This window comes from Geothrix sp. PMB-07 (genome assembly GCF_030758935.1).
Taxonomy (GTDB): Bacteria; Acidobacteriota; Holophagae; order Holophagales; family Holophagaceae; genus Geothrix.
Genome location: NZ_CP132333.1, coordinates 877,341 through 903,722 on the forward strand (window position 1 = coordinate 877,341; position 26,382 = coordinate 903,722).

General features: G+C 65.4%; 24 protein-coding genes and 1 tRNA gene. 3 read left to right on the top strand and 22 right to left on the bottom strand.

Going from position 1 to position 26,382, the window contains the following annotated elements; translation table 11 throughout:
- Positions 1-5 precede the first annotated feature (5 nt).
- The 6 genes from Q9293_RS03835 to flgB all read right to left on the bottom strand — a co-directional run bounded on the left by Q9293_RS03835 (position 6) and on the right by flgB (position 4,723).
- Positions 6-728, bottom strand: a complete 723-nt coding sequence (locus Q9293_RS03835; RefSeq protein ID WP_306250208.1) for a FliH/SctL family protein — start codon at positions 726-728, stop codon at positions 6-8.
- 14 nt (positions 729-742) lie between these two features.
- A complete protein-coding gene (fliG, locus tag Q9293_RS03840) occupies positions 743-1,747 on the bottom strand; it encodes a flagellar motor switch protein FliG (protein ID WP_306250211.1) in 1,005 nt (334 codons plus the stop codon).
- A gap of 3 nt (positions 1,748-1,750) precedes the next feature.
- A complete protein-coding gene (gene fliF / locus Q9293_RS03845; protein WP_306250213.1) occupies positions 1,751-3,439 on the bottom strand; it encodes a flagellar basal-body MS-ring/collar protein FliF in 1,689 nt (562 codons plus the stop codon).
- Positions 3,440-3,488: 49 nt separating this feature from the next.
- Positions 3,489-3,809 (bottom strand): flagellar hook-basal body complex protein FliE, encoded by a 321-nt coding sequence (fliE, locus tag Q9293_RS03850; RefSeq protein ID WP_306250215.1) that lies wholly within the window; start codon positions 3,807-3,809, stop codon positions 3,489-3,491.
- 75 nt (positions 3,810-3,884) lie between these two features.
- Positions 3,885-4,304, bottom strand: coding sequence for a flagellar basal body rod protein FlgC (gene flgC, locus Q9293_RS03855; RefSeq protein WP_306250217.1), 420 nt, complete (start codon positions 4,302-4,304; stop codon positions 3,885-3,887).
- Positions 4,304-4,723 carry a flagellar basal body rod protein FlgB gene (gene flgB, locus Q9293_RS03860; RefSeq protein ID WP_306250219.1) on the bottom strand — a complete coding sequence of 140 codons (420 nt, stop codon included), beginning with the start codon at positions 4,721-4,723 and terminating at the stop codon, positions 4,304-4,306. Before flgB ends, flgC begins: the two co-directional genes overlap by 1 nt.
- Before the next feature lie 185 nt (positions 4,724-4,908).
- On the opposite strand from flgB, the gene Q9293_RS03865 reads away from it, so the two are divergent.
- Both Q9293_RS03865 and Q9293_RS03870 read left to right on the top strand, forming a co-directional pair.
- A complete protein-coding gene (locus Q9293_RS03865; RefSeq protein WP_306250221.1) occupies positions 4,909-5,244 on the top strand; it encodes an STAS domain-containing protein in 336 nt (111 codons plus the stop codon).
- Between the two features lie 4 nt (positions 5,245-5,248).
- On the top strand, positions 5,249-8,329 hold the full coding sequence (locus Q9293_RS03870) for an outer membrane protein assembly factor (RefSeq protein ID WP_306250223.1): 3,081 nt from the start codon (positions 5,249-5,251) through the stop codon (positions 8,327-8,329).
- 45 nt (positions 8,330-8,374) lie between these two features.
- Here Q9293_RS03870 and Q9293_RS03875 read toward each other — a convergent pair.
- From Q9293_RS03875 to Q9293_RS03890, 4 genes are all read right to left on the bottom strand, one after another.
- Positions 8,375-8,449 (bottom strand) — tRNA-Val (locus tag Q9293_RS03875).
- Positions 8,450-8,527: 78 nt separating this feature from the next.
- The gene (locus Q9293_RS03880) at positions 8,528-8,650 is read right to left on the bottom strand and encodes a hypothetical protein (protein WP_306250225.1); all 123 of its coding nucleotides are present in this window, start codon (positions 8,648-8,650) and stop codon (positions 8,528-8,530) included.
- Between the two features lie 286 nt (positions 8,651-8,936).
- Entirely contained in the window at positions 8,937-10,769 is a 1,833-nt protein-coding gene (gene glmS, locus Q9293_RS03885) for a glutamine--fructose-6-phosphate transaminase (isomerizing) (protein WP_306250227.1), read from the bottom strand.
- A gap of 439 nt (positions 10,770-11,208) precedes the next feature.
- The gene (locus tag Q9293_RS03890) at positions 11,209-11,577 is read right to left on the bottom strand and encodes a hypothetical protein (RefSeq protein ID WP_306250229.1); all 369 of its coding nucleotides are present in this window, start codon (positions 11,575-11,577) and stop codon (positions 11,209-11,211) included.
- Positions 11,578-11,658: 81 nt separating this feature from the next.
- On the opposite strand from Q9293_RS03890, the gene Q9293_RS03895 reads away from it, so the two are divergent.
- Positions 11,659-12,786 (top strand): RimK family alpha-L-glutamate ligase, encoded by a 1,128-nt coding sequence (locus Q9293_RS03895; protein ID WP_306250231.1) that lies wholly within the window; start codon positions 11,659-11,661, stop codon positions 12,784-12,786.
- Between the two features lie 155 nt (positions 12,787-12,941).
- Here the strand turns inward: Q9293_RS03895 and fliN are convergent, their stop codons facing one another.
- The 12 genes from fliN to Q9293_RS03955 all read right to left on the bottom strand — a co-directional run bounded on the left by fliN (position 12,942) and on the right by Q9293_RS03955 (position 26,291).
- Positions 12,942-13,871, bottom strand: coding sequence for a flagellar motor switch protein FliN (fliN, locus tag Q9293_RS03900; RefSeq protein WP_306250233.1), 930 nt, complete (start codon positions 13,869-13,871; stop codon positions 12,942-12,944).
- A gap of 3 nt (positions 13,872-13,874) precedes the next feature.
- Entirely contained in the window at positions 13,875-14,891 is a 1,017-nt protein-coding gene (fliM, locus tag Q9293_RS03905) for a flagellar motor switch protein FliM (RefSeq protein ID WP_306250235.1), read from the bottom strand.
- Positions 14,892-14,894: 3 nt separating this feature from the next.
- Positions 14,895-15,854, bottom strand: coding sequence for a FliA/WhiG family RNA polymerase sigma factor (locus tag Q9293_RS03910; protein ID WP_306250238.1), 960 nt, complete (start codon positions 15,852-15,854; stop codon positions 14,895-14,897).
- Positions 15,855-15,862: 8 nt separating this feature from the next.
- Positions 15,863-16,732, bottom strand: a complete 870-nt coding sequence (locus Q9293_RS03915; RefSeq protein ID WP_306250240.1) for a MinD/ParA family protein — start codon at positions 16,730-16,732, stop codon at positions 15,863-15,865.
- Positions 16,729-18,045 (bottom strand): flagellar biosynthesis protein FlhF, encoded by a 1,317-nt coding sequence (flhF, locus tag Q9293_RS03920; protein WP_306250242.1) that lies wholly within the window; start codon positions 18,043-18,045, stop codon positions 16,729-16,731. Before flhF ends, Q9293_RS03915 begins: the two co-directional genes overlap by 4 nt.
- 10 nt (positions 18,046-18,055) lie before the next feature.
- Positions 18,056-20,155 (bottom strand): flagellar biosynthesis protein FlhA, encoded by a 2,100-nt coding sequence (flhA, locus tag Q9293_RS03925; protein ID WP_306250244.1) that lies wholly within the window; start codon positions 20,153-20,155, stop codon positions 18,056-18,058.
- Between the two features lie 94 nt (positions 20,156-20,249).
- Entirely contained in the window at positions 20,250-20,462 is a 213-nt protein-coding gene (locus Q9293_RS03930) for a hypothetical protein (RefSeq protein WP_306250246.1), read from the bottom strand.
- Positions 20,463-20,972: a hypothetical protein gene (locus tag Q9293_RS03935; protein WP_306250248.1), complete on the bottom strand. Its 510-nt coding sequence runs from the start codon at positions 20,970-20,972 to the stop codon at positions 20,463-20,465.
- Positions 20,969-21,343, bottom strand: a complete 375-nt coding sequence (locus Q9293_RS03940) for a YraN family protein (protein WP_306250249.1) — start codon at positions 21,341-21,343, stop codon at positions 20,969-20,971. The genes Q9293_RS03935 and Q9293_RS03940 overlap by 4 nt, the downstream gene beginning before the upstream one ends.
- The gene (locus Q9293_RS03945) at positions 21,327-21,833 is read right to left on the bottom strand and encodes a GNAT family N-acetyltransferase (protein ID WP_306250252.1); all 507 of its coding nucleotides are present in this window, start codon (positions 21,831-21,833) and stop codon (positions 21,327-21,329) included. Before Q9293_RS03945 ends, Q9293_RS03940 begins: the two co-directional genes overlap by 17 nt.
- A 3-nt stretch (positions 21,834-21,836) precedes the next feature.
- A complete protein-coding gene (locus Q9293_RS03950; protein WP_306250254.1) occupies positions 21,837-22,406 on the bottom strand; it encodes a hypothetical protein in 570 nt (189 codons plus the stop codon).
- Positions 22,407-22,451: 45 nt separating this feature from the next.
- The gene (locus tag Q9293_RS03955) at positions 22,452-26,291 is read right to left on the bottom strand and encodes a kelch repeat-containing protein (protein WP_306250256.1); all 3,840 of its coding nucleotides are present in this window, start codon (positions 26,289-26,291) and stop codon (positions 22,452-22,454) included.
- Positions 26,292-26,382: the final 91 nt, after the last annotated feature.

A 26,382-nucleotide genomic window follows, 5' to 3' on the forward strand; every position in this document is an offset into this window, starting at 1 on the left:
GGGGCTCACGGGGCTTCGCCTTCCTTCATGCGCGCAATGAGCTGCATGAGGCGTTCGCGGCGGCGGTCGAGGGTGCCGTTGAAGATACCTTGGGGGGCCTCGATGCGCAGGCTGCCTCGCGAAAGGCTGGCGTCACCCAGAAGGGCAATCCCGCCATGGCCCACGTAGTGATCGCCCAGCTGCTCGATGTCGGCGGGGTTGAGGAAGATCTGCAGGGGCAGTTCGCCGTCCCGACGGCCCCGGGGCAGCGGGAAGGGCAGCTCTTCCAGGATGCGCTCCATGAGCGCTTTCACGGCCCGGGGGCTGTGTTCAATCTGCTGCACGGCCAGATGCTCACCCACGGCCAGGGCCAGGGCCACCAGCTCGTCGTTGAGGGTCTCTTTCAGCGTGAGTGTGATGGCGGCCAGATCGGTCAGCTCCTCCTCGAGACGCTGGATGTAGGCTTTGTATTGGCTCTCACCGAAAATGCGTCCTTCGGCCTCGCCCGAGGCGAAGCCTTCCTCGTAGGCATGGCGGGCGATCTCGTGGGCCTGCCGTTCCGCCTCCTGCAGCCGGTCCACGATGCGCTGCTCCACGGGCACCTTGGCCTCGTCCAGATCGGATGCCACTGAATCCGCATCCTCGTCGAAGGAACCGCGGACCATCATGGCGTCCACGGGAAAATAGGGAAAGGCCTCCAGGTGCGTATCCCGGAGGTCTTCGGCCCGGATGTAGCCCTTATTGCTCATGGCGAAATTCCGTCCTAGGTGACATAGTCCTCGCCTCCGCCACCGCCGATGCTGATGACGCCTTCTTCTTCCAGCTGGCGGACGATCTCCACCACTTCATGCTGGGATTTCTCCACATCCTTGAGCTTCACGGGGCCCATGAATTCCATTTCCTCTTTCATGAGCTCCACGGCGCGGCTGGACATGTTGCGGAAGAACTGGTTCTGCAGTTCCTCGCTGGTGCCCTTGAGGGCGATGGTGAGGGTCTTCTTGTCGGCCCGCTTGAGAATCTCGGTGATGCCGTTGTCGTCGATGAGCAGAATGTCGTCGAAGACGAACATGAGGTCGCGGATGCTGGCGGCCAGCTGGGGGTTCTCGGTCTCGATCTTCTCCAGCACGGCGCGGCCGGTGTTGCGGTCCATGCGGTTGAACAGTTCGGCGACAGCGCGGACACCGCCATAGGCTTCGGTGGCGAAGGAACCCAGGGCCTCCAGTTTCTGTTCGAGGATGAGGCTGATGCGGCGCACCACTTCGGGGCTGATTTCCTGCAGGCTGGCCATGCGCATGGCCACATCGCTGCGCAGCGCCTCGGGCAGGGAGCTGATGAGCTCCGCGGCCTGGGAGGCGTTCAGGTGGGCCAGGATGAGGGCGATGGTCTGGGGGTGTTCGTTCTGGATGAACTTGGAGAGCTGCTGGGGATTGGCGCGCTCCAGGCTGGTGAAGCCCGCGCTGGATTCCAGGGCCTTCACCAGGCGGTCGATGATCTTGCGGGCCACTTCGGGGCCCACCGATTTGATGAGCAGTTTCTTGGCATATTCGATGCCGCCCTGGCTGATGTAGCTGCGGGCCTGGGTCATGGTGTGGAACTCTTCCATGACTTCTTCCGCGACGGCGGGCTGCACGTTCTTGGTGATGGCGATCTCGCGGGAGATGGTCTGGATTTCATCCTCTTCGAGATACTTGAAGATGGTCGAGGCGGTCTCGTCGCCCAGGGTGACCATGAGCACCGCGGCCTTCTGGATGCCGGTGAGTTTCGACATGGCCTACCGCCCTTCCTCAAGGAGCCAGGATCGCACCAGCGAGGCCATGGTCTCGGGGTCGTCGTTGGACCCATCCTGCAGCCGCTTCTTGATGAGTTCGCGGCGGCGCGCCTCGGGAGCGCTGAAGGCCGCGTCGGCGTTGAGTTCGGCTTCGATTTCCGCCTCGATTTCGGTCATGGATTTCACCTGGACCGGTTTGCGCGTGGAGCCGCCTGATGCACCCGCCACGCCCAGTTCCGCCCCGTCCGCGCTGGCGACGCGCATGGGCGCGGGCCGGTTGATGGCCTGCGACATCCGCCGAAGCATGGGGAGGATGAGCATGAAGAAGACGGCCAGGCCCACGATGCCCCAGATGGCGCCCGGGGCATATTGGCGCGCCAGATCCAGCCAGAACTGGGTCCGTGCCTCGGCGGCTTCCTTCGGATTCACCTGGAGCGTGGCGAAGGCCATGTTTTCCACGGTGAGTTCGTCGCCGCGCTTGGGCTGGATGCCCACGGCGGCGGACACCTGGTCGCGGATCTTCTTCAGTTCGTCTGCGCTGCGGGGCGTCTGCTTGAGCACGGGTTCGCCCTTGGCGTCCTTGTCCCAGGTGCCTATGTGATCGACGATCACGGCCAGGGTGACGCGCTTGATGGACCCGGTGGCCTGATCGATGGCCCGCACGGTCTTGCTGATCTCGAAATTGGTGGTGGTTTCCTTCTTCTCGGAATTCTCGGTGATGTTGGCGGTGGCGCCCCCGTTGGCGGGTGCCACATTGCTGGCGGTGCCCGGGAGACCGGCGCCGCTGTCGCGCTTCTGCACCTTTTCTTCCTTCTGGCCGATGCTGCGTTCCACCTGGCCTTGGGGATCGAATTTCTCTTCGTTGATCTTCACCTTGTCGAAATCCAGGTCCACGTGGGCCGTGGCGCGCACCTTGCCGATGCCGACCACGGGCTCGAGCAGTTCCGTGACGCGGCGCACCAGGTGATCCTCTTCCTCCCGCGCCACCTTCTTCTGGGCGTCACTGGCGCCCACCATGGGATCGCGGCCGGTGCGGGATAGGATGCGGCTGTACTGATCGATGATGACGACCTGTTCGGGCTTCAGCCCCTCCACGCTGGCGGCCACCAGGTTGACGATGGCCTGGGTGTTCTCGTCGGGCAGCATGCGGGAGCCGCGCAGCTTCAGCAGCACGCTGGCCTTGGCATCCTCCTTGTCGCTGAGGAAGGGGCTGTCGTTGGCGGGCGTGATGTGGACGGTGGCCTCGGCCACCTGCTGGAGGCTCATGATGGTCTTGGCCAGGGTGGCTTCCATGGCCCGGCGGTGGATGACCTTTTGAGAAAAATCCGTGGTTCCGAGCCCGGCGTTCTCGAGCTTCTCGAAGCCCAGCTTGTCGCCGGACAGCAGGCCGTCGCCAGCGAACTTCAGGCGTAGCTGGCCCACCTTACTCTCAGGCACAAGGATGGTGCGCTGGTCCGAGCTGAGTTCGTAGGGCACCTGCATCTTGTCCAGCTGGGCCACGATGGAACTGGCCTCCTGGGGCGAAATGTTGGCTGCGAGGACGCTCTTGGACTCCTGTCCGGCCCAGATGCCCAGGCCCGTCAGGGCCAGGAGCACTGTCACGGAAATGGCAGCCACCATGACGCGCTGGGTGGCGCTCATGCCCTTGAAGGCGCTGGTCAGTTGTTCTGCGAGGTTCGTTTCCCCGGCCATAGGCGTTCCTCAGTCAGGGGTGAGGCCGCGCCGGGAAGCTCGGCCTGCGCTACATCTGCATGCGCATGACCTCGCGGTAGGCATCGATCAGCTTGGATCGGACGGCCATCATCATCTGGAAGCTAAGATCGGCCTTCTGGACTGCCAGCATGGCCGTGTGCATGTCTGCACTCTCCCCTGTCATCAAGTTCCGTGCCTCATCTTCAGCCTGGGAGGAAGCCTGGTTCACTTCCTGGAGGGCTTGTTTGAGGAGATCGCCAAAGGCCACGCCCCCTTCAGTCCCCGCGGCGCCGCTGTCCTGGCCGGATTTCGCCGTTCCAGTCAGGGCCTGGAGCGGGTTCATCGGGGGGATGTTCTGGAGGGGATCCATGGGTGGACTCGGGGGAAAAGGCTGTTCACACGATCGGTCGGCGGACGGGGCGGGGCAAGTCGAAATTCCGACAGGCTACTGGACGCGCAGGATTTCCAGGGCGGAAGTGGCCATGGCCTTGGCGCTGCGGACCACGGCGATGTTGGCCTCGTAGGAGCGGCTGGCCTCGGTGAGGTTCACCATCTCCTCCACAGGGTTGACGTTGGGGTAGTTCACCACGCCATCGGCGTTGGCATCGGGGTGGCCCGGCTCGTAGCGCGTGAGGAAGGGCTCCTGGCTGGTCTGGATGGAGGCGATCCGCACCCCGGCATTGGCCAGGGCGCCGGAAAAAACCATGTCCTGGGCCTGGAACACTGCATCGCGGCGCCGGTAGGGGCCTCCCTCTTTGGTCCGCGTGGTTTCGCTGTTGGCGACGTTGGAGGAGATGAGCTGCACCCGCAGCCGCTGGGCGGCCATGCCGGTGCTGGCGATGTCGAGGATCTGGTTGATGCTCATCAGTGCGCTCCCGCTTCCCGGATCATGGAATAGAGCTTCCGAAGCTCGACTTGCATCATGGTGGAGGCCGTCTGGTACGTGGTCTGGGTGCGGGAGAGGAGCATGTTCTCCCGGTCCAGGTTCACGTCGTTGCCATCGTTGCGTTCCGAATTGGGCAGCAGGGCATCGGTGGTGGGGGGCAGGGTGGCGCTGGGGCTGGCCTGAAGGTGCATGGGGTGGGTGGTCTTGAGGGCGTTGGGCGATTTTTGCTCAGACAGTGCGACCTTCATGGCCCCTTCAAAGCTGAAATCCCGGGTGTGATAGCCGGGGGTATCCAGGTTCGCCAGGTTGGAGGCGATGAGCGTCTGGCGCTGGGAAGCCAAGGTCAGGCCTCGATCCATGGCCTGGATCATCCCGTTGCCGCTGGTGATGTCGAACATGGTGCACCCTGCAGAATGAGCCGGGTTGCCCGGCTTCAGGGGGAGTTCATGCAGAGCTCGTGCCGGTTCCCTGGTCGGGGGTGGTGTAAAGTCACAGCCCTGGACTTCTCTTAGGGTTGCGACTCTCTTGGGTTGCATCGGGGTCAGGCACCCTTGCTACACTGACGGCTCACTTCGAGGCTCCCATGATCCTGAACACCCGAAAGCACAATGACGTGCTGATCCTCTATCCCGAAGGCAAGATCACCCTGGGAGATGGCGACCAGGAACTTGGCGAGGCGGTGCGCACATCACTGTCCAGCGGGGATCGGAAGATCGTCATCAACTTCAGCAAAGTGAGCTACCTGGATTCTTCAGGTGTGGGCGAGCTCGTGGGCTGCTACACCAGCATCAAGGGCAAGGGCGGCGAGCTGCGCATCTGCGGCATGAGCGGCAAGATCTTCAGCCTCATCAAGATGACCAGCCTGCACTCGGTCTTCGAGGTGAAGGACACCGAGGAAGAGGCCCTCGCGGGTTTCTAGGACGGTGCTTCGCACCGTTCTGGGCATCGGCCTCCTGGCGCTGGCGACCGCTGGCGCTCGGGAGGCCGATTCTCCTCATGTGCTCACCGGCATCAAGTTGGTCGGAGGCAATGAGGATGATCGACGCCTGGCCCTGGCGGCCCTTGGCCTCAAGCAGGGCCAGACCATTGATGCGGCGGCCTTCCAGCAGGCCCTGGCGGCCTTGCGTCTGGTGGATCGCTACCAGTCAGTGGTGGGTGAACTCGGGGCCGATGGCGCAGCCACTGTGAGCCTGGTTCCCCTGCTGCCCGTCACCACCTGGAGCTGGGAGGGCGATGCGCTGCCCCATCCGCTCAAGAAGACGGTGCTTCCAGAATTGCGTTCGGGATTGCGCCTTGGGGGCCAGCGCAGGATCGCGTGGGCGGGAAACGCCGAACAGCGCTTGAAGGAGGCGGGCTACCCGGCTGCCAAAGTGCAGATCGCCGTGGAGCAGGAAGGTCGCCATGTGCGCCTGAAGGTCTCCCTGGGAACCCCGGCGCTGATTCGTGAGATTCGCCTTGCAGGGGATCCGGCACCCTACACCCGGGAGTCACTCCTGAAGGTGGCAGGGCTGCAGCCGGGCACGTCGCTGTGGACGCCTTCCATCCTCCGAGAGGCGCACCGGCGGCTCCGTCAGCGGCTGGTGAAGGACAACCGCATCGAAGGCACGGTGCGCCTGGAGCCCAGTGAGGAACCGGGGGTGATCCTGCTGGAAGTTCAAGCTGGCCCCAAGGTGAAACTCAAGGGCAAGGGGTTGAACCCGCTGGCCTGGCTCTGGCGCCAGCCCACCCTGGCTGAATTCGTCCCCTTGGCGCGGGCCGACCGCTACGCCCCGAGCCTGCTGGAAGAAGGGGCGGGCAAGATGACCACCTACTTCCGGAACCAGGGCTATCCCGAAGCGAAGGTCCATTTCGACCGGGTGGTGACCGCTGGAACACCGGCACGACCCGAAGCGGTGACCATCACCTATTCCATCGAGTACGGCCCCCAGCGGGTGATCGGACGCGTGCTTTTCGAGGGCAACCGGGAATTGACGGAAGACGAACTGCGCACCGTGGCCACTCTGCCCAGGCGCTGGTTCTTCCTGCCGCCCCACGCCAAGGCAGAGGCCGTCAAGGGCATCGAAGACCGAGTCACGACCTACTATTTTCAGCGCGGTTTTCCGGATGTGCGGGTGCGGCGGCGGGTGGAAACCGCCTCAAATGGCACCGTGGAAATCCGGCTCATGATTCGCGAAGGGCAGCGCCGGTTTCTGGATGCGCTGGTGCTGGAAATGCCGGCGGACCCAGCCTTTCCCCGCAAGGATTTCGGCCAGAGTTTGCTGCTGGCCCTCGCCGACCATGCGGTCGCGCTGCCAGACGGGACGGGGTACCGCTCCGATCGCCGACAATTGCAGGGCGTCAAGGGCACCATGGAAACCACCCCGGAGGGGATGCGGCTGAATTTCCAGCCCCCATTACCCCTGGTGCGCAACGACCTGGCCCTGGTGGTATCCGATTTGCGCCAGCGGCTTTCCTCTGCGGGTGCGGCGGTTCCCCAGGTGAAAGTGGCCTTCGAGGAGGATGGCCCGCAGCCCCTCGTACGGATTCAGATCCCGCCCCAGCCCTTGGACCGAACGAAGCGCCTGGTGGTCCAGGGCGCGGACCGCACGCGGGCCGAGGCCGTGCTTCGGGAAATGGAGGTTCCACCTGGGACGCCCTTGGACCCTGCCAAGCTCGATGATGGCCAAATCCAGCTGGGTGGTCTCGGCGCTTTTCAGCGGGTGGACTTGCTCACCCTCAGGGATCTGCCCGGGCAGGAAGGCCAGCCCTGGGAGCGCGGGGATCTGGCCCTGCGCCTGCAGGAACGCAGCCCCTGGGTGTTCGGGGAATCCTTTGGCTACGACAACACGCAGGGCTATCACTTTGGTCTCAACGCCCAGCGCCTGAACGTCGGCGGCATGGGCCGCGCCTGGGATTTCGGCATTCGGGCCGGGGATCAGACCCTGCGCAGCAAGACCCTCCGGGATGCCTTCCCCACGGGCGAGGTGAAGCGATCCCTGGATAGCTACAGCCTCGGATACACCGACCCCTGGTTCATGCCTGGCGCCCTGGATTCCTGGCTGTCCCCCAGGACCCGCCTGCACTTTGAAGGTGCCTACATCGAAGAGGCCCAGGCCGCGTTCTTCGCCCACCGTCGGCGGTTCACGCCCAGCCTGGAGTGGAAGATCAGCCCGGTTCAGACCGTGCAGTTCGGCTACCGCTTCGAGCGGGTGGATGTGGCCTCCAATACCGTCAACGGCGTTGCGCTGATCTCGGATCAGGATCTGCTCCTCATCACCAAGACGCCGGCCCGGAGCATCATCTCAGCGCCCTACCTCCAACTGACCGTGGACCGGCGGGACAAGCCCTTCGATCCCACGGATGGGACCTATTTTTCGGCCCGCCTGGAACTGGCGAACCAGCTGTTCCTGACTTCCGCCAACAGCAGCTTCGTCAAGCTGGACCTCCGCCACCAGTGGAATTGGCCCATGGGCTTCAACGCTGAGAGCGGCGTGGTGATGCTCAACCTCCGGGTGGGTGTGGCCCGCCCCACCGCCCGCTCCGCAGAGGATCTTCCTCTTTCCGAGCGCTTCTTCGGAGGCGGCTCCTTCACCGTGCGCGGGGTGGAACCGGATATGCTCGGCTACGTCTACACCAAGGATTCCCAGGGCAACGTGCTTCCCCACCCCATCCCCAATGGGGGCCAGGGACTGGTGGTGGCGAACCTGGAATACCGGTTCCCGCTCTTCGGGCAGACGGTCTGGGCCGAGGTATTCGTGGATTCCGGACAGGTCTACCGCACCCTCCATCCCGTATCCCCGGATTCGGCGCAGTCGGCCACCGTGCCAGTGGCCAACGACGAAACGAAGAACCCCTTCCCGCCGCTGCGGACCACCCTCGGGGCCGGCCTGATCCTCAAATTCGGATTCCCCCTGAAGCTCGAATACGCTGCGGATTGGAAGCGCATCCTGGGCCGCCCCCGCACTGAGCAGGAGCGCCTCTCCCAGCTCAAGAGCCTGCTCATCTCAGCCGGGTTCCAGTTCTAGCTGGATGATGGCCACGAAAAAAAGGCCGCAAATGCGGCCTTTGGCTGGTTGGCGCGGGCGGTCTCGAACCGCCGACCCCTACCGTGTCAAGGTAGTGCTCTACCCCTGAGCTACGCGCCAGCGCGAAGCTCCATTCTAGCGGGAATTTGGCGCCTGTCGAGCCTTGGGAGACCCCGGGCCATTGGGGTGAGAGCTTCGTCAGCTGTTCCGCAGCCAGAGCACCAGGGCGGTGAGGGTGGCGGCAGCCAGCACCGTCCATTCCAGTGCGTAGGGATGGCCCACGGCGAAGCGGCGGATGGGGAGCGGGGCATGGGTGGTCATGGGGACCTCCCTTCCTTGGACGGGCGTCCTTTTCAAGGATGGCGCCGTGGTGTCCTTCGCGCCCGGAAATATGGGGGCGACGCTACTGGTTGGTGGCGGGCCAAAGCAGCCAGGCGAGCAGGACCCCCACGAGGATCAGGGCCCAGTTGAGCAGGGTGGACCGCTCAAGAACGGGACGCAGGGAATGGGCAGCCATGATGACCTCCCGGCGGGTGGCAGCGACACCCATCCCATCCTCGGTCATTGCATGGCGTCCGCTGTGAAGGCTCTGGAAATTCGGTGGTGCCTACTCCACGGTGACGCTCTTGGCCAGGTTGCGCGGCTGATCCACGTCGCAGCCCCGCAGCACGGCGATGTGGTAGGCGAGCAGCTGCAGGGGCACCGCGTAGACGATGGGCGCCAGCCAGGGATGGACGGCGGGCAGTTCGAGGACATCTTCCGCAATGTCGGACAGGCCGGTGTCGCCCTCGGTGACCAGGGCCAGGATGCGGCCGTCGCGGGCGGCGGCCTCCTGCAGGTTGCTGAGGGTCTTCTCCCGGTGGGCGTCTTTGGGCATCAGGGCCACCACGGGCAGGGTCTGATCGATGAGGGCGATGGGGCCGTGCTTCATTTCGCCGGCGGGATAGCCCTCGGCGTGGATGTAGGAAATCTCCTTGAGCTTCAGCGCACCTTCCAGGGCGATGGGATAGCAGGGGCCTCGGCCCAGGTAGAGGAAATCGGTGGCGTCCTTCCAGCGGTGGGCCCACTGGATGATCTTCGGTTCCAGGGAATTCAGCCGCTCCAGGTGGGCGGGCAGCTCGCGCAGGCCCTGCAGCAGCTCGGCCTTGAGCATGAGGTCGACGGTGCCCTTGGCTTCGCCGATGCGCAGCGCCAGCAGCGTGAGCACGGCCAGCTGCGTGGTGAAGGCCTTGGTGGAGGCCACCCCGATTTCGGGCCCCGCGTGGGTGAGGATGGTGGCCTCGGATTGGCGGGTGGCGGTGGAGCCCATGACGTTGCAGATGGCCAGGGTGCGGGCGCCGCGGGCTGCGGCTTCCTTCATGGCCGCCAGGGTGTCGGCCGTCTCGCCGCTCTGGGTGATGCCGATGATGAGCGTGCCGGGCTGGATCACGGGTTCGCGGTAGCGGTACTCGCTGGCGTAATCCACCTCCACCGCCACGCGGCTCAGCTGCTCGATGAGGAACTTGCCCACGAGGCCCGAGTGCCAGCTGGTGCCGCAGGCCACGATGTGGATGCGGTTGAGATCGGCCAATTCCTTTTTGGTGAAGGGCAGGTCGAGGGGGATCTCCTCGCCATCGAGGGGCAGGCGGTTCAGCAGGGTGTTCGAGAGGGCCTGGGGCTGCTCGAAGATCTCCTTCTGCATGAAGTGCTTGTAGCCGCCCTTTTCCGCGGCCACGGGATCGTAGGGGATGGTGACCACGGGCCGCTGCACCTCGGTGCCATCCAGCTGGAAGATGCGTGCGCCGCCCCGGGTGAGCTCCACCAGATCGCCATCCTCCAGGAAGATCACCCGGCGCGTGTGGGGCAGCAGGGGAACGACGTCCGAGGCCAGGAAGGTCTCGCCGTCGCCCAGGCCCAGCACCATGGGCGGTCCGCTGCGGGCGGCCAGGATGCGGTCGGGGTCCGTGGCGTGCAGGCAGGCCAAGGCGTAGATGCCCTTTACCCGGCCCACCGCCTCGCGGAATGCCTCCAAGAAGGGGCGGCCCTGCTTCATCAGGAGGGAGACCATCACCGGGAAGCATTCGGTGTCGGTCTCGGAGCGGAAGGTTTCGCCAGCAGCTGTCAAATCCGTGCGCAGCTCCAGGAAATTCTCGAAGATGCCGTTGTGGACGGCCACCACCTGGCCATCGGCGCTGCTGTGGGGATGGGCGTTCTCCTCCGTGGGCCGCCCGTGCGTGGCCCAGCGGGTGTGGCCGATGCCCAGGGGCGTGGGATCCGACAGGTCCACCTTGTTGGCCAGATTCACCAGCTTGCCGGAGGCCCGCACGAGCTTGAAGGTGCCCGAGCCCGAAGAGAGCGCGATGCCCGCGCTGTCATAGCCGCGGTATTCCAGGCTCCGCAGCCCGTTCACCAGAATATTTGCGGCGCCCTGCTGTCCAATGTATCCCACGATTCCGCACATGATCCGCTCCCACAGTAGGACTGACCCTAACGGACCCACACCTGAGGTCCAATGTGGTGGGTGCCACCCGCCCTGAGGTTTGCCTCAGACACACCCTGTGGTGGATTCACCACAGCGTGGCTAAGTTCCCATGGGTACTGCGTCTGAGAAGCATGGGCCATTGCCTCTGAGCCATGGACTGACTCCACGGCGAGGCGGCTGCACTGGGCCCAACAACGAGACGAGATGGGAACCTGGGGATTAGCTTAAAGGCGCCAGAGTGTTGTTCGTCGGCGCCATGGTGCCGACGGGCATGGTTTTCATGCGAAACGGGTTGTCGGGTGTTCACAACCGTTTGGCGGCCTCTAAACTTGGCAAACCTCATCCAATAGCTGTTGGACGATGCGGGCAAACCACGGCCGTGGTCGCCCGCACGGGGGAGCTGTCTGCCCCCTGCCAGTTAATGCACGTTCCCAGCAACCCGTTCGTGGACGGCCGGGTTGCTCCCCCCAAACCGGCCCGCGAGGGTCAACTTGAATGAAGAGGTTCCACCATGAATCGAGAGAAAGAGAGCCGTTTGCTGGGCCGCCTGTTGGCGGTGGAAATCAGCAAGGAACAGCTTGAGGGCGTCGTTGCGGGAAGCAGTATTAATAGCAAGTCCCACCCGCCCAAGATGCGGAAGGATCGCGATGTCCCTGGCGGTACGCAATCCGGGAATTTTGGCAGCCTGGATGACAATAGCGGTTGGTAATGAATGGATCTCTGGTGGCTGATTTCGATCAGTCGCTTTGTTGTTGATCTCCAGAAGTGCCATGGTTGGCAAAACCATGGCACTTCCATTTGAGGATCAAGACTGGGGTCTGCGTTCACGATTTCCCGATTGTTGCACCTTGTCGGAGGCCTGATTTCCATGGCTCACGTATTCATCCAAACCCACGCCAACGATGTGCATGCCGCGGCGGTAGCCCTGGTGCTTCAAGGTCAAGGTCACCGGGCCACCCGATGGTTTTGTGGAGATTTCCCCGAGCACAGCATGGTGTCCTTGGCGCTTGGCGGATCACTTCATACGGGTAGCGAAGAAGGCTTGCTCCTTGCAGATCTTGCAGGGGATGTGAATGCCTCGGGCATAGATGTTTTCTGGAATCGCAGAATCGGGATGCCTGATATCCGCCGGAAGATGCATGAGGGTGATCGGAAGTTCGCCGTTCGGGAATCCCGGGTGGCCATGTCTGGGGCGCTGAACCTGATCGGAGATGCCGCCTTTTCGGTGAACCCTCTCTGGCATTCGGAGCGCGTGGAGAACAAGCTGGTGCAGCTCTCGGCGGCGAGAAAGTTGGGTTTGAACCTTCCGGAAACGTTGGTATCCAACGATCCGGCGCGCATCCGTTCTTTCCTGGAGAGGCACCAGTCGACTGGGGCCATCTACAAACCATTCCGCCCCGCCACCTGGGAATCGGAGGAGGAAGCAGCCCTGCTCTATACCGCCAGGCTGGAGGCTTCGCAGCTGCCCGAGGACGACCTTCTGAGGGTTTGTCCCGGCATTTATCAGGCCCTCGTACCGAAGGCGTACGAAGTTCGAGTGACCTGCATGGGAAATCAGTTGTTTCCAGTGAAGCTGGACTCCCAGGCGACTGAACAAGGCAAGCTGGACTGGCGTGCGGAGAGCTACCTGGAACTGGGAGCGACGCCCATTGACCTGCCCGAAGCCATTCAGACCCAGTGCAAGACGTTGCTGGCCCGCCTGGGGCTTGTATTCGGTTGCATCGATCTGATCGTCACCCCCGAGGGAGACCATGTGTTCCTTGAGGTGAATCAGATGGGTCAGTTCCTGTGGGTGGAGGAATGCTGCCCAGAGCTTCCCCTGCTGGAAACTTTCTGTGAGTTCCTCGTAAGCCGTGATCCTGGCTACGTGCGGGACCCGCGAAGACCACACCAGATCTGCTTTGCCGACATCCACGAAGAGGCTTCCAACTTGCTCTACGACGAGCAGGAAAAACTGAACCGGCCCGAGGAACGCAGCCACGTCATGCAGGAGTGACTGAAGCCCGTCGCTTGGATGGCGGGTGCATTCGACTTGGCTGGGAGAGGCCCGCAACGCGGCCTGCTGGGTGGGATGAAAGCGATGCCCGGCTGGGCCGGGCCGAGTGCGGGGGCCAGGGGGTGTGCGCGCAGCGGGGAACCCCCGGGACAGTATCAGGCCAGGCTGCGGATCCTTGCGGCGCGGGTGTCGATTTCCGTGATGCGGAACGCGAAGTTGCCTTCCACCACCACGACTTCACCCTTGGCGATGAGCTTGCCGTTGACGAGCAATTCCACCGGCGCGTCCGCGCTGCGGTTCAGTTCGAGGATGGCGCCAGGGGTGAGCTTCAGGAGTTCGCCCATCTGCATTTCGGTCTGGCCCATGCGGACCACCACGGGCAGCTGGATGTCCAGCAGCAAGTCCAGGTTGCCTGCGTCGGTGGGCGGTCCGGAGGCCACGGGCGCCTGGCGCACGGGCGCGGCGATGGTGGCGGCCACGGAGGCGGGAGAGGGCTCCGGCGCCGCGGCGGGCGCGTCCACGAGGCCCAGCTTCCGTTTGAGCTGCTGCAGGAGGAGGTCGGGGAAAAGGAGGTGGACGGTCGTGCTCAGGGAATCCTGGCTGGTGGGCAGACGCAAATCCTGGAAGCCGCCCTGGCCCAGCTGCTCGGCGAAGGCCGCTGCTTCGGGGGCCATGGCCATGATTTCCACATTGGAGATGGCGAAGGTCTCCCCCGCCAGATCCGACAGGGTCTGGTTGGCGCTGCCCATGACCTGGTTGAAGGTCTCGGCCAGGGCATCCTTGGAATCCCCCACCAGTTCCTCGGCGGGGGCACCTTCGCCGCCCAGCATGAGGTCCACCAGCATGGTCCCCTCTTTGAGGGGCAGGGTGAAGAAGAGGGTGCCGCTGAGTCCCTTCTGGTAGTTGGCCTTGACGAGGATGCCAGGGCCCTCCTGCAGGCCTGCGATGGCCGCGGTCTCCAGCAGGTCGCCGGCTTCGGACTGCATCTGGAAGTCGCGGCCCGTGAGCATGGAGAACACGGAAGCCATGCTCTCGGCGAAGGCGCCGCCGACTTTTTGGAAGAATTCCATATCACGGGCATCCATGGTTCACCCTTCCGACCGGCTGCCGGTCACTTGGAACACGCGCTTGCCATTGGGATTCAGGGCCACCAGGCCCATGAACCGCGGAATGCCGTCCACGCAAAGATCCAGCTCTGCGTCGAAGCGCTTGGTCAGCGGAATGAGGTCGCCCACCTTCAGCTGGAGGACTTCCTCCATGGTGAGGTTGGTGCCCCGGATTTCGGCGGCGGCCTCCATGCCGCAGCGCTTCAGGCTGGTCATGAGCAGGCGGGCCTCCTCGAACGTGGAGGACTTCTTGTAGCCCGTGAACATCTCCTGGTCGAACTTGCTGGAGATGGGTTCGAGGATGATGCTCGGGATGGCCAGGTTGATCATGCCGCTCACGGGCCCCATCTTCACTTCGAAGACCACCAGCAGCACCACTTCATTGGGGGCCACGATCTGGATGAGCTGGGGGCTGGTTTCTCGGGCCTGGATGCGGAAATCCAGATCCACGATGCCGCGCCAGGATTCGCGCATGTCCTCGAGCAACAGCTTGAGGATGCCGTCGAAAATGCTCTGCTCGATGTCGGTCATCGTGCGGAGGTTCTTCAGCGGTTCGCCGGGGCCGCCCAGCATCTTGTCGATGATGGGGAACACCAGGGTGGGGTTCACCTCCAGCGCCAGGGCGCCTTCCAGGGGCTTGATGGAGATGGCGTTGAAGCAGGTGGGATCGGGCACCGAGAGCAGGAATTCCTGGTAGCTGAGCTGCTCCACGCTCACCAGGTTCACTTCCGTGATGGTGCGGAGGTAGGCGCTGAGGGAACTGGAGAAGTTGCGAGCGAAGCGGTCGTGCATGAAGTGCAGCGAGCGCATCTGCTCGCGGCTGACGCGGTCGGGACGGCGGAAGTTGTAGAGGGTGACCTTGCGTTGTACCTGGGCTTTTTTTGCCGGAGCGGGCGCCGCACCCCGGTCCGATCCCCCCCCGGCCGAAGCCTTCCCGGCCGGCTTGGTATGGGACTTAAGTAGTGCGTCTACTTCCTCTTGGCTTAGGATTTTGGCCATGGATTACCCTTCGATGTGCTTCTCCAGGAGCTTGCCCCGGAGTCGCAGCATGGCCTTGGTATGCAATTGGGATACCCGGGATTCGGTGATGTTCAGCAGGGTCCCGATTTCCTTCATGGTCAGCTCGTCGAAGTAGTAGAGCTGCACCACGAATTTCTCCTTCTTGGGCAGCACGTCCATGGCATCCCGCAGGATGTCCTTGATCTCGGAAGCCTGGAAGGTCTGGTGGGGATCTTCTGCATCCGGATCCGGCACGAAGCTGATGAGGCTTTCGCCCTCGCCGTCTTCACCCACCTCCACGAAGGTGCCCAGGGTGACGCCCTTCAGGTCGTCGAGGTTCTTGTGCAGCTCTTCCAGGGGCATGCCCAGGTGGAGGGCCACTTCCTCGTCGGTGGCGGCGCGGCCCATCTGCTGTTCGAGGGCGTGGTAGGCGCCTTCGATGTCCTTCTTCTTCCGGCGGAGGCTGCGGGGCACCCAATCCAGGTCGCGCAGGCCGTCGAGGATGGCGCCCTTGATGCGCAGCTCGGCGTAGGTTTTGAACTTGATGTTGCGGGCCGGCTCGAACTTCTCGATGGCGTCCATGAGGCCGAGGATGCCGCTGTTGATGAGGTCATCCAGCTCCACGTGCGAGGGCAGGCGGGAGGCGATGCGGTGGGCCACGAACTTCACCAGGGGCACATAGTCCTTGATGATCTGTTCGCGGTTCTCGCGGTCGAAGGGTTCGGGCGGCTCCGCCGAGTCAACGCCCGCCAGCGCCAGCGCCGGGTCCGGCGTGGGCACAGGGGCGGTGGGGAGGGGTTGGCTGGGGGCCGCGGCGGATTTCCCATAGGCCTTGGCCGCAGCCAGGGCGGCCCAGGGGCGCAGCGCCGCGGGGGCGGATTCCACGACACGCAGGGCCTCGCCGCTGAGGGGCTGGCCGTGGCCGACGGCGTAATCGGAGGGTTGGTCCGGGGTGGGAGGCATGCGTGGACCTATTGAGGGTCATCGGAAGCGAGATGCCTCCAGAATGACGCAAAGCCGTCCGGCTGCAAGGAGACTTGGCCCAGCAGGTGGCGGGCCAGGGCCTGGAAGGCCTGGGCCGAGGGGCTCTTGGGGAACAGATCCACCACCCCGCGCTGCTGGCGCACGGCCTGGAGGATGTGCGGATCATTGGGCACCATGCCCAGCACGTTGAGCTGTTTGCCCAGGAAGCGCTCGGTGGCCGCCTGCAGCTGATCGATGGTTTCCTGGGCCTCGTCCGCGCTCTGCCCGTTGTTTACGAGGAGCCACAGGGGCTTATTGGCTTCGCGCAGGTGCAGCACCTTCACCATGGCGTACGCATCCACCAGGCTGGTGGGTTCCGGCGTGGTCACCAGAATCACCTCCTGGGCGGCCATGAGGAGCTTCAGCACCGAGTCGTGGATGCCCGCGGCCGTATCGATGAGCAGCCAATCGGCGGTTTCGGCGACCCGCTGCAGGCCTTGCACCAGCCTCAGTTCGCTCATGGTATCCAGGCGCGTGAGCTCCTGGATGCCGCTGCTGGCGGGGATGATGCGGATGCCCATGGGGCCGTCCAGCAGGATCTCCTCGATGACCTTCTCGCCCCGGAGCACGTGCTCCAGTGTGTATTTGGGTGACAGGCCCAGCAGGATGTCGAGGTTGGCCAAGCCGAAATCCGCGTCCATGACCACCACCCGCTGGCCCTGCTGGGCCAGGGAGAGGGCAAGGCCCGCGACGACGTTGGTCTTGCCGACGCCGCCCTTGCCGGAGGTGATGGCCACCACGCGGGCGGCGAAAAGGGGCGATTCGGGGCGCTGCCCCTGGGCCATGGCCCGGAGCCGGGATGCCTGGTCGCTGCTCATTCGGCCTCCTTCGTGTGGGTTGGGAGAATGAGGTCCGCCACGCGGCGGCTGGTGGCCAGTTCCAGCGCCTCAGGCACTTCCTGGCCCGTGCCCAGGTAGCTGAGGGGCCGCTTCACGCGGGCGAGGGTGCTGAGGATGGGGCCGTAGGTGGAGGTCTCATCCAGCTTGGTGAAGAGCAGGCGGGTGGGGTGCAGGGGCTCATAGCGGGCCGCAATCTCGGTGAGATCCCGGGGCTTGGTGGTGGCCGACAGCACCAGGTGCGTTTCCACGTCAGGCAGTTCCTCCAAAAGGCCCCGCAGCTGGTTCAGCGTGTCGGTGTCCTTGGGGCTGTGGCCGGGTGTGTCGATGAGCACCAGGGCGCGATCCTGGTAGAAGCGCAGGGCGCTGCGCATATCCTCCACGGTGAGCGCCACGTGCAGAGGCACCTGCAGGATCTGGGCGTACTGCTGCAGCTGGTCCACGGCGCCCATGCGGTAGGTGTCCAGGGTGAGCAGGGCCACCTTCTGCTTGAGGTGCAGCTGCGCGTAGGCCGCCAGCTTGGCCAGGGTGGTGGTCTTGCCCACGCCGGTGGGGCCGACCAATGCCGCTACGCGCATCTTCCCGGGATCGAGCTGGATGGGCGGCGCCACGGGGATGAAGTCGGCGATGACGCGCCGCAGGAAGAGCCGGGCCCGCTCAGAATCCACGGTGCCCACAGAGGCGTCGCCATCCTGATCGGTGAGGGCCCGCTGGGCGTACTCACACAAACGCAGAGCGATGAGGGGCTCCACATCGTTGGCCACCAGGTCGCCGTAGAGCTCCAACAGGCTGGGCGGCAGCTGCAGCTGAGCGGGCGGCATACCCTGGCGCTGGATGCGGCTGAGCAGCGCCTTCATCTGATCCAGTTCCTTCAGGATCGAGGCATTGCGCAGGTCATTGTCCTTGAGGGCCGCCACCGCGCCCTTGATCTCCAGCAGTTCCCGCCGCAGGGGCTGCAGATCCATGGCGGGCGCGGGGGGAGGCACGGGGGATGCCTTGGCCGGGGTGGATTCCCGGGCGGCGCGGCGCACGGGGGGTGGGTCCAGGGGAGGACGCAGGCCGTAGGTGAGCGGGGACGCTGCGCCGTTCACCTGCGGCGCTGTTCCGGCCTGGGCCCCGGTTTGGGCTTCATCCACTGCGGCCGTCACCTCGATGACGGATTCCTCGCCCAGGCCCAGGGCCGCGGGCTTCCGCCGGGTGCGGGTGGACAGGATGAAGGCCTCCTCGCCCATCTCCTTCTTCACGATGTCCAGAGCATCCTGCATGGATCCGGCTTCGAAGGTTTTCACGCGCATGCTTGATCCTTCACGACACAGTCCCCAGGTTCACGACGCGGACATCCATGGGCACCTCGCTGTGGCTCAGCACCACCAGGTGGGGCAGGGCCCGTTCCAGCAGGCGGCGCAGGTGGGGGCGCACCACCGGGTTGGTGAGCAGCACCGGCTGGGCGCCGGGCAGCAGGGCCGTGATGCCGTTGGCGATGCGGGAGAGCACTTCCTGGGTGCGGCCCGGCTCCAGGGCCAGGAAGCTGCCCCGGTCGGTCTGTTCGATGCCTCCCTGGAGGGTCTGCTCCAGAGACGGATCAAGCACCAGCACGCCCAGTTCGCCCGAGTCGGACAGGTGCGGACTGGTGAGCACCCGGCCCAGGGCCTGGCGCACGTACTCGGTGATGAAACCGATGTCCTTGGTCATGCCCGCGGCATCGGCGGTGGCTTCGAGAATGCGGCCCAGGTCGCGCACGGGCACCCGCTCCCGCAGCAGGTTGTGCAGCACTTTCTGGAGGGTGGTCACGCTGATGACGTTGGGGATGAGGTCGTCCACCAGCTTTGGCGAAGTTTCCTTCAGGGTGTCCAGCAGGTGCTGCACCTCAGGTCGGCCCAGCAGCTCGGTGGCGTGCTGCTTGATGAGTTCCGCCAGGTGAGTGGTGAGCACGGTGGCTGGCTCCACCACGGTGTAGCCCAGCATCTGGGCCCGGTCTCGCTGCGAATCGGGAATCCAGTAGGCGGGTAGGCCGAAGGCCGGTTCGGAGGTGGGGACGCCCGCCAGATCTTCCGTGGCGGTGCCCGGATTCATGGCCATGAACTGGTTGGGTTGCAGCTCCGCCCGGGCGATCTCCTCGCCGCGGAGCAGAAGGCGGTAGACATGGGGCGCCAGTTGCAGGTTGTCGCGGATGCGCACTGGGGGCACCACGATGCCCAGGTCCGAGGCCATCTGCCGCCGGACACCCTTGATGCGCTCGAGTACCGTGCCGCCCTGATTCACGTCCAGCAGCGGAATGAGGCTGTAGCCCACCTCGAGGCCCAGGGGATCGATCTTGAGCAAGCCTTCCACCCGGTCGGCGTTTTCCACGGCGGCAGTCCGGGCCTTTTCGGCGGCGGCCAGATCCTCAGCGCCGGGGGCCTCGGTCTTGGGCAGTTTCCAAGCCGCATAGGCCATGACGCCGAAAATGGCGGCCATGACCCAGAAGGGGAACAGGGGCAGGCCCGGCACGGCGCCGAACAGGAAAAGGACGGCCGCCGCGATGGACAAGGGCCGGTGGTCGGCGCCCAGCTGGCCCATGACTTCGCTGCCCAGCCCCGTGGCATCGGAGCCGCTGCGGGTGGTGAGGATGGCGCCGCCCACACTGATGAGCAGGCTGGGGATGACCGTCACCAGGCCATCGCCCACGGTGAGCAGGGTGAAGACTTCCATCGCCTGGGTGACCGGTAGGTTGTAGCGCACCACGCCCAGGATGATGCCCGCCACGATGTTGACGGCCAGGATGATGAGGGCGGCCACCGCATCGCGCTGGGTGAATTTCACGGCGCCGTCCATGGCGCCATAGAAACCGGCTTCCTCTTGCAGATCCTTGCGGCGCCGCCGGGCTTCCTGCTCGTCGATGTAGCCCGCATTCAGATCGGCGTCGATGGCCATCTGCTTGCCGGGCAGGGCATCCAGGGTGAAGCGGGCGGTCACTTCGGCGATGCGGCCCGCACCGTGGTTGATGACCAGGAACTGGATGGCCAGCAGAATGAGGAAGACGACCAGGCCGATGACGTAGCTGCCGCCCACCACGAACTGGCCGAAGGCCTTCACCATGTGGCCCGCGGCATCGGCGCCCTGGTCGCCGGCGTAGAGCAGGATGCGGCGGGTGGTGGCCACGTTGATGGCCAGCCGGAACAGCGTCACCACCAGCAGCACCGAGGGATACGAGCTGAATTCCTTGGGGCGGCGCACATACATGCCCACCATCAGGATCACGAGACTCAGGGTGATGTTCAGGACGATGAGCAGGTCCACCGCGAAAGCGGGCATGGGCAGCACCATGACCACCAGCACGATCATCACGAACACGGGCGCAGCGAGATCCGACCGCCTGGCCAGGCGGCCCATGAATGGAAGCAGACGGTCTAGAAAGGTCAACATACCGACACCCGCAGGGTGCGGGGCGAGGGCCGTGCCAGGCCCGTGGAAGGTTGCCAGCGCGAGGCCTGGGCTCAGGTTTGATCCCCCGGAGAACCTAAGGCTGTACTTCCAGGATGAGAATCCGCTCCCCGGGCCCGAACATGGCGCAAAGACGATCCAGCCCCTCAGTCGAATCCAGGGCCAGCCGATGCACCCGGCCACGGGGCAGGGTCTGGTAGAAACCCAGCCCTGCGGCGCCTTCCCGAAGCAGCAGGGCCACATGATGATGGCGCAGCCGGAGGCCCGAGCCCCGCATCAGCGTGGCCAATTACACCCGGTCCGACCGCCAGCGGGATGACAGCCTGGCCCAGGCGTCCCGGTCCTGCACGCGGAAGCCCGCCAGGGATCGGGCGGACTGACTGGCCAGCCCCGGCAGGGGCGCATCGCCTGCGGGCAGCACCCAGCGGCGGGCGTGGCCCTCGCTGAGGTTCAGCACCAGGTCCCAGCCGAAATCCCAGTCCGGGCCCTCCTTGGCCGTGGGGCCGCTGTCGCCCAACCGATCCCGGCCCGCGTCGACCAAGGTGCCGCCGTAGCCCAGCAGTCGACGGGCCGCCGCCACCAGGAAGCCGGAACAGTTCAGGCCAGGCTGGTCCAGGGTTTGGTCCGGGCGGGAGAAATGGGCCCAGCGGCCCCGTTCGTCCAGGCCGACATCCTCGGCGTAGGGAATGCCCAGGAGGGGGCGGAGCTTCAAGGACAGGTCCTGCCCGCCAGCCTTCTGGCCATAGAGCGGCGCAAAGCCCATCAGCAGGGCGCAGAGGCAACTGCTGATCCGGGTCATCGGGGAACTTTCAGGGCATCCCAGCGCTCCGGCGGATGGAACCGACAGCGCCAGCCCGCCCAGCTCACCCGCTGGAAGGAAACCTCGCCCGGCCAGGGCACCCGGTCCAGCCAGGTGCGCAGGGCCTTCTGGAGGCGCAACCGCTGCTCGGGCCCCAGGGCCGTGTCGGCACCCACCCAAGCGCCTGGGCGCCGGGCTTTCACTTCCAACAACCGCAGTTCCGAGCCCCGGCTCAGCAGGAGGTCCAGTTCCCAGCGGCCCAGTTTTTGACGCCAGGCCACCAGGTCCCAGCCCTGGGCCCAAAGCAGCCAAAGGGTGAGCCGCTCGGCCCGCAGGCCCAGGCGGCGGGCCGCCTCACCGCGCCGGGACATGGGTCAGTTCCAAGGCGTAGAAAACTGTGTCCACGGGCATGCGGGGGAAATCGGGCGGCAGATCCCCGGGCTCCACCCGGCGGAAACCGTTGCGCTCGTAAAACCGATGGGCCGCGCCCATATGGGGGAGAGTACCCAGCCAGATGCCTGGCAGCTGGCGGGCCTTGGCGTGAACCAGCAGCGCGTCCAGCAGGGCCTGGGCCAAGCCGCTGCCGCGCTGAGCCTTCTGCAGGAACATCTTACGGAGGGCGCCACCGCCCCCGGGGGCCTGCCCGAAGTCGATGAGTCCGATGGTTCCGACCACCTGGCCGAGCTCCACGCCCACCCAGAATCCACCCCGGCCCGTCTGGTAGATCTCCGGAATGCGGGCCAGGTCCGGTTGATCGGCGGCGGTGATGGGAACGCCGAACTCCAGCCGCTGGATGGGCAGGATCAGGTCGAGCACCTGCGCTTCCTGGCCTGGCTGGAAGGGTTGGACCACTGCAGCCACGGGCTATTCATCCCGCCGGGGCAGCAGCAGGCTGCGCTGTACGCGCTCGAGGTTGCCGTGGATGCGCACGATCTTCCAGGCCAGCACCATCGCGTAGCCCAGCCAGACCCACAGCAGGCGTGGATCCACGGGGGTGCGCTTGAGGGCTTCCGTGCCGATATCTAGACGCAAACCCTGGAGGTACCAGACCACGGCCCCGAAGGCGATGATGAGGTAGCCCCAGCGGATCCAGTAGGGGCGCAGGCCCTCCTTCACCTTCCAGCGCAGCAGCAGCCAGCGGTCGAAGCGGTCGGCCTTCTCCTCCACGAAATGCAGGGCCAGCAGCTGATCCACCAGGGGCGCGTAACGGTGCACCTTCAGTTCCTGGATCTCCTCCTCGCCATTGACCTTGCGGAGGAAGGCCGAGCGGATCTTCCCGATGCATTCCTCCCAGGGCGCCTCTTCCCGCTGGAGCGACAGGTGCAACCGCACCAGGCCCACCCAGAGCAGGGCCTGGGCCAGCAGTACGGCCCAGAGGGACCAGCCCTGCCAGCCCTGGGTGCGGACGAGTTCGAGAAAGCGGACGAGATCCATGGGCACCAGCTTAGCCGGGGCCGCGGGCAATCCTAGGGCGAGTGGTCAGGGAACGTAGCGCTCCTGAGCCACGTTTCCCTGGGTGCCAAAGGCCAGCAGCACGCTCCCATCCGGTTGCAGGGTGGCGGTATGGCCTGTGCGGGCAGCCTTCAGGCGGTTCCCGAGGGTCCAGGTGCCACCGATCGGATCGTAGGCCTCCACAGTCAATAGGGCTGTGGTGCCATCGCTCCCGCCGGAGACCAGCACCATCCCGCTGGGCAGCAGGGTGGCCCGGTGGCCGGTGCGGGGGGCATCCAGGGCACCGGTGAGGGCCCAGGTCCCCGCGCCGGGGTCGAAACGCTCGGCGCTGGATAGGGCACCCGCATTCCCGGTGCCTCCGGCCACCAGCACGGTGCCATCGGCGAGCAGGGTGGCCGAGTGGCTGGCGCGGGCCTCGGCGAGGGCACCCGCGGTGAGGCTCCAGACGCCTGTCTGGGGATCGAAGCGTTCCGAATGAAGGATGGCCCCCGTGACACCCAGGCCTCCGGCCACCAGCACGGTGCCATCCGCCAGGAGGGTGGCTGAGTGGTTGGAACGGGCCGTGGCCAGGCTGCTCACGGGGCTCCACAGCCGGGTGGTCGGGTCATAGAGTTCGGTCGTGGGGAGAGGCCCCGTCGCATCGTGGCCGCCGACCACCAGCACCCGTCCATCCGCAAGCAGGGTGGCGCTGTGGCCCGAGCGGGCCAGGCTCAGGCTGCCCGTGGGCGACCAGGAACCGGAGGTTGGATTGAAGATCTCCGCGCTGGTCAGGTAGGTGGAACCCTGGACTCCGCCTGCCACCAGCACCGTTCCATCCTGCAACCGTGTGGCGGTATGGTCGGTCCGGCCCGCGCTCAGGCTGCCGCTGGGACTCCAGGTCTGGGTCGCCGCATCGTAGAGCAGGCTGCTGGTCAGGTCGCTAGATGCAGACGGCGCTGCGCTGGAACCGCCTGCCACCAGGGTTTTTCCGCTGGCGAGCAAAGTGGCGGAGTGGCCCACGCGCCCGGCGATGATGGGGCCCACGAAAGTGAAGGTGGCGGAGATGGTGTGAGTCTCGGCCACGGCCAGGATTGTGTAGGTGGTGATGGCCCCCAGGTTGGCGCCATCCACGTTGACGTTGGCCACGTCGTAGCCGGGATCTGGCGTGATGGTGTAGGTCGGGCTGGTGTTGTAGTTCACGAAGCCCGTCCCCGGACTGATGCTGCCATTGGGGCCGGGGCTGACCGTAATGAGGTAGGTGGTGATCTGAGCGCTGACATCCAGCGTGTGGGGACCATCCATGGTTACGTCCCCGGTGGAGCCCACCAGCACCCCATCGAGCTTCACCTGCAGATTCTGGTAGCCGGGTTGCAGGCTGTAGGCGTAATGCACCGCGGTTCCAGGCGTGTAGCCCAGGGTGGAAAGGGGGACGCCCGAGATGCCGCTGGTCTTGATGACGGTCAGCACGAACTGGGGGAGGGCGCTGAAGCTGACGCTGATGGTGTGGTTCGCGGCCAGGCTCACGAAGCCGTACGAGGTGACGGCGCCGACGGAGATGCCGTCCACCAGGACATCGGCCACCTGGTACCCGGGGTCGGGCGTCATGGTGTAGGTCTGGCTGCCGCCATAGTTCAGGGTGGTGGATCCGGTGGGGCTGATGCTGCCGTTGGTGCCTGCGCTGGCGGTGATGGTGAAAGTCTGGATCAAGGCACTGGCAGCCAGGGTATGCGGGCCGTTCATGGTGAAGCTGCCGCTGACCGCCACCGGGTTGCCATCCAGCAGCACCGACAGGTTCTTGTAACCGGTGGCCAGGGCGTAGTTGTAGTTCACCGTGGAACCCAGCGCGGGAGCCGACGTGGCGCCAGGGGTGCCCGTCACACCGAGGCCAACGGTGACCGTCAGGATGGGCGAGAAGGTGGCGACGATGGTGTGATCGGCCACCACGTTGGTGAAGGTGTAGGAGACCGGGGTGCCCACGGAGGCGCCATCCACCAGGAGGCTGGTGAGTTGGTAGCCCGCATTGGGGGTGAGTGAAAAGGTGAGCGTGCTGCCCTGATTCACGACGACCGCGCCTGAAGGTCCGATGTTGCCGTGGGGGCTCGAGCTGGCCGTGATGGTGAAGGTGCGGACCTGGAAGGTGGCGCTGATGGTGTGGTTCGCGGATAGGTTTGTGAAGGTGTACGAGGTCAGTGCCCCCACGGAGGCCCCATCCACCAGGACGTTGGCGACCTGGTAGCCGGGATCGGCGGTGACGGTGAAAACCTGGCTGCTGCCGTAATTCAAGGTGGTCGTTCCCGCGGGGCTGATGCTGCCGTTGGGACCCGCGCTGGCGGCGAGGGTGAAGGTCTGCACCTGGGACGTGGCGGTCAGGGTGTGGGGGCCGTTCATGGTGACGGTGCCCGAGGCTGGCGCGGGGCTTCCATCCAGGGTTACCGCCAGGTTGTTGAAACCTGGCAGCAGAGCGTAGCTGTAGGGCACCGAGGCGCCTGGGGTTTGGACCGCGGTGGCGGTGGGCGTTCCCGTCACGCCTGCATCAAGGGAGACGGTCAGCACCGGGGCGAAGGTGGCGGAAATGCTGTGATCGGCGCTCACATTCGCGAAGGTGTAGGTCGGTTGCACCGCGACGGGCGTGCCGTCCACCATCAGGCTGGCCACCTGGTAGCCCGCGTTGGGTGTGATGGCGTAGGTCTGACTGCTGCCCTGGGTCACGGTGGTGGTGCCGCTGGGTGTGATCGAACCGTTGGCCCCGGCGTTGGCGGTGATGGTGTAGGTGCGCAGCGCCGTGACCGCCAGGGTATGGGGCCCGTTCATGGTCACGGAGCCGGAGTTGCCCGCGAGCACGCCATCCACTCTGACCTGCAGGTTCTGGTAACCCGGCAGCAGGGCATAGCTGTAGGCCACGGCGGTGCCCTGGGTGTAGGACGCGGAGGCCGCAGGCGCGCCCATGACACCGCTGCCGAGATTGACGGTCAGGGCATAGGTGGGAAGCGCCTGCACGCTGACCTGGGTGGTGGCGGTGGCGGGGCCCGCCGAATTGGAGGCGGTGAGCGTGTAGGTGATGATGCCGGTGCTGGTGGGGGTCACGGAGGTGCTGGATAGCCCCGTGACCGAGCCCACGTTCTGGTCGATGCTGAGGCTGGTGGCGCCCGTGACCACCCAGGTCAGGGTGGCGCTTTGGCCCAGAAGCAAGGTGGCAGGCGCGGCGGAAAAGGCCGTGATGGAAGGGATGCTGGTGGCAGGCTGAACGGACAGGATGGCGCTGCGGGTATCGGTGGTGCCGGCGGCATTGCTGATGCGGCAGCGGAAGGTGGCGCCGTGATCGGCCAGGGTGGCGCCGTTTAAGGTGTAGTCGGGCCCTGTGGCGCCGGGAATGTCCGTCAGGTTCCGCTGCCACTGGTAGGTGGGTGTGGGCTTTCCATTCGCGATGACAGAGAAAGTCGCGGACTGTCCCCCCACCACGCTTTTATCGAGGGGCTGGCTGCTGATGGCCGGTGCCCACTGTACCCAAAGGGACGCGGAGCTGGAATCGGCGCTGCCCAGGCGATTGGTGATCCGCACCGAGAACTGGGCACCGTCATCGGCCATGCCTGTGGCGGGGGTGGTGTAGCTGGCGCCGGTGGCGGCGGGAATGGGGGTTCCATCCTTCATCCATTGATAGGTGAAGGGGGCGAAGCCGGTGGCGGTGACGGAGAAGGTGGCCGTCTGGCCCAGGGTGACCGTTTGCGCGGCGGGTTGGTTCGCGAATCCTGGTGTGGCCGGGGCCAGCACCTCGCTGGGTTTGGCGCCGCCGCCACAGGCGAAGGCCAGCAGGAGGGCAAGGCCGAGCAGGCTGACCCGCCAGAACGGGTGTCCTTTCCTCGAATGGCTGTGGTCGATGGCTCTTCCCATGGGGCTTTCCAAAAGGGCACTTTCTAAAACGTCGGGCCCGTTCCTACGTGTCGGGCTCGGGAGAGGGCGGCCCAAATCCTGGCAGTCCGTG

Bases quoted from the DNA above. Each gene is read 5' to 3' on its own strand.
- Q9293_RS03915 (WP_306250240.1), bottom strand. From the start codon at position 16,732: ATGAGCAGCGACCAGGCATCCCGGCTCCGGGCCATGGCCCAGGGGCAG.
- fliG (WP_306250211.1), bottom strand. From the start codon at position 1,747: ATGTCGAAACTCACCGGCATCCAGAAGGCCGCGGTGCTCATGGTCACC.
- fliF (WP_306250213.1), bottom strand. From the start codon at position 3,439: ATGGCCGGGGAAACGAACCTCGCAGAACAACTGACCAGCGCCTTCAAG.
- flgC (WP_306250217.1), bottom strand. From the start codon at position 4,304: ATGAGCATCAACCAGATCCTCGACATCGCCAGCACCGGCATGGCCGCC.
- flgB (WP_306250219.1), bottom strand. From the start codon at position 4,723: ATGTTCGACATCACCAGCGGCAACGGGATGATCCAGGCCATGGATCGA.
- Q9293_RS03910 (WP_306250238.1), bottom strand. From the start codon at position 15,854: ATGCCTCCCACCCCGGACCAACCCTCCGATTACGCCGTCGGCCACGGC.
- flhA (WP_306250244.1), bottom strand. From the start codon at position 20,155: ATGTTGACCTTTCTAGACCGTCTGCTTCCATTCATGGGCCGCCTGGCC.
- Q9293_RS03955 (WP_306250256.1), bottom strand. From the start codon at position 26,291: ATGGGAAGAGCCATCGACCACAGCCATTCGAGGAAAGGACACCCGTTC.
- Q9293_RS03940 (WP_306250249.1), bottom strand. From the start codon at position 21,343: ATGTCCCGGCGCGGTGAGGCGGCCCGCCGCCTGGGCCTGCGGGCCGAG.
- Q9293_RS03935 (WP_306250248.1), bottom strand. From the start codon at position 20,972: ATGACCCGGATCAGCAGTTGCCTCTGCGCCCTGCTGATGGGCTTTGCG.
- Q9293_RS03890 (WP_306250229.1), bottom strand. From the start codon at position 11,577: ATGGTTTTGCCAACCATGGCACTTCTGGAGATCAACAACAAAGCGACT.
- Q9293_RS03895 (WP_306250231.1), top strand. From the start codon at position 11,659: ATGGCTCACGTATTCATCCAAACCCACGCCAACGATGTGCATGCCGCG.
- glmS (WP_306250227.1), bottom strand. From the start codon at position 10,769: ATGTGCGGAATCGTGGGATACATTGGACAGCAGGGCGCCGCAAATATT.
- fliM (WP_306250235.1), bottom strand. From the start codon at position 14,891: ATGGCCAAAATCCTAAGCCAAGAGGAAGTAGACGCACTACTTAAGTCC.
- Q9293_RS03835 (WP_306250208.1), bottom strand. From the start codon at position 728: ATGAGCAATAAGGGCTACATCCGGGCCGAAGACCTCCGGGATACGCAC.
- Q9293_RS03880 (WP_306250225.1), bottom strand. From the start codon at position 8,650: ATGACCACCCATGCCCCGCTCCCCATCCGCCGCTTCGCCGTGGGCCAT.
- fliE (WP_306250215.1), bottom strand. From the start codon at position 3,809: ATGGATCCCCTCCAGAACATCCCCCCGATGAACCCGCTCCAGGCCCTG.
- Q9293_RS03950 (WP_306250254.1), bottom strand. From the start codon at position 22,406: ATGGATCTCGTCCGCTTTCTCGAACTCGTCCGCACCCAGGGCTGGCAG.
- fliN (WP_306250233.1), bottom strand. From the start codon at position 13,871: ATGGATGCCCGTGATATGGAATTCTTCCAAAAAGTCGGCGGCGCCTTC.
- Q9293_RS03865 (WP_306250221.1), top strand. From the start codon at position 4,909: ATGATCCTGAACACCCGAAAGCACAATGACGTGCTGATCCTCTATCCC.
- flhF (WP_306250242.1), bottom strand. From the start codon at position 18,045: ATGCGCGTGAAAACCTTCGAAGCCGGATCCATGCAGGATGCTCTGGAC.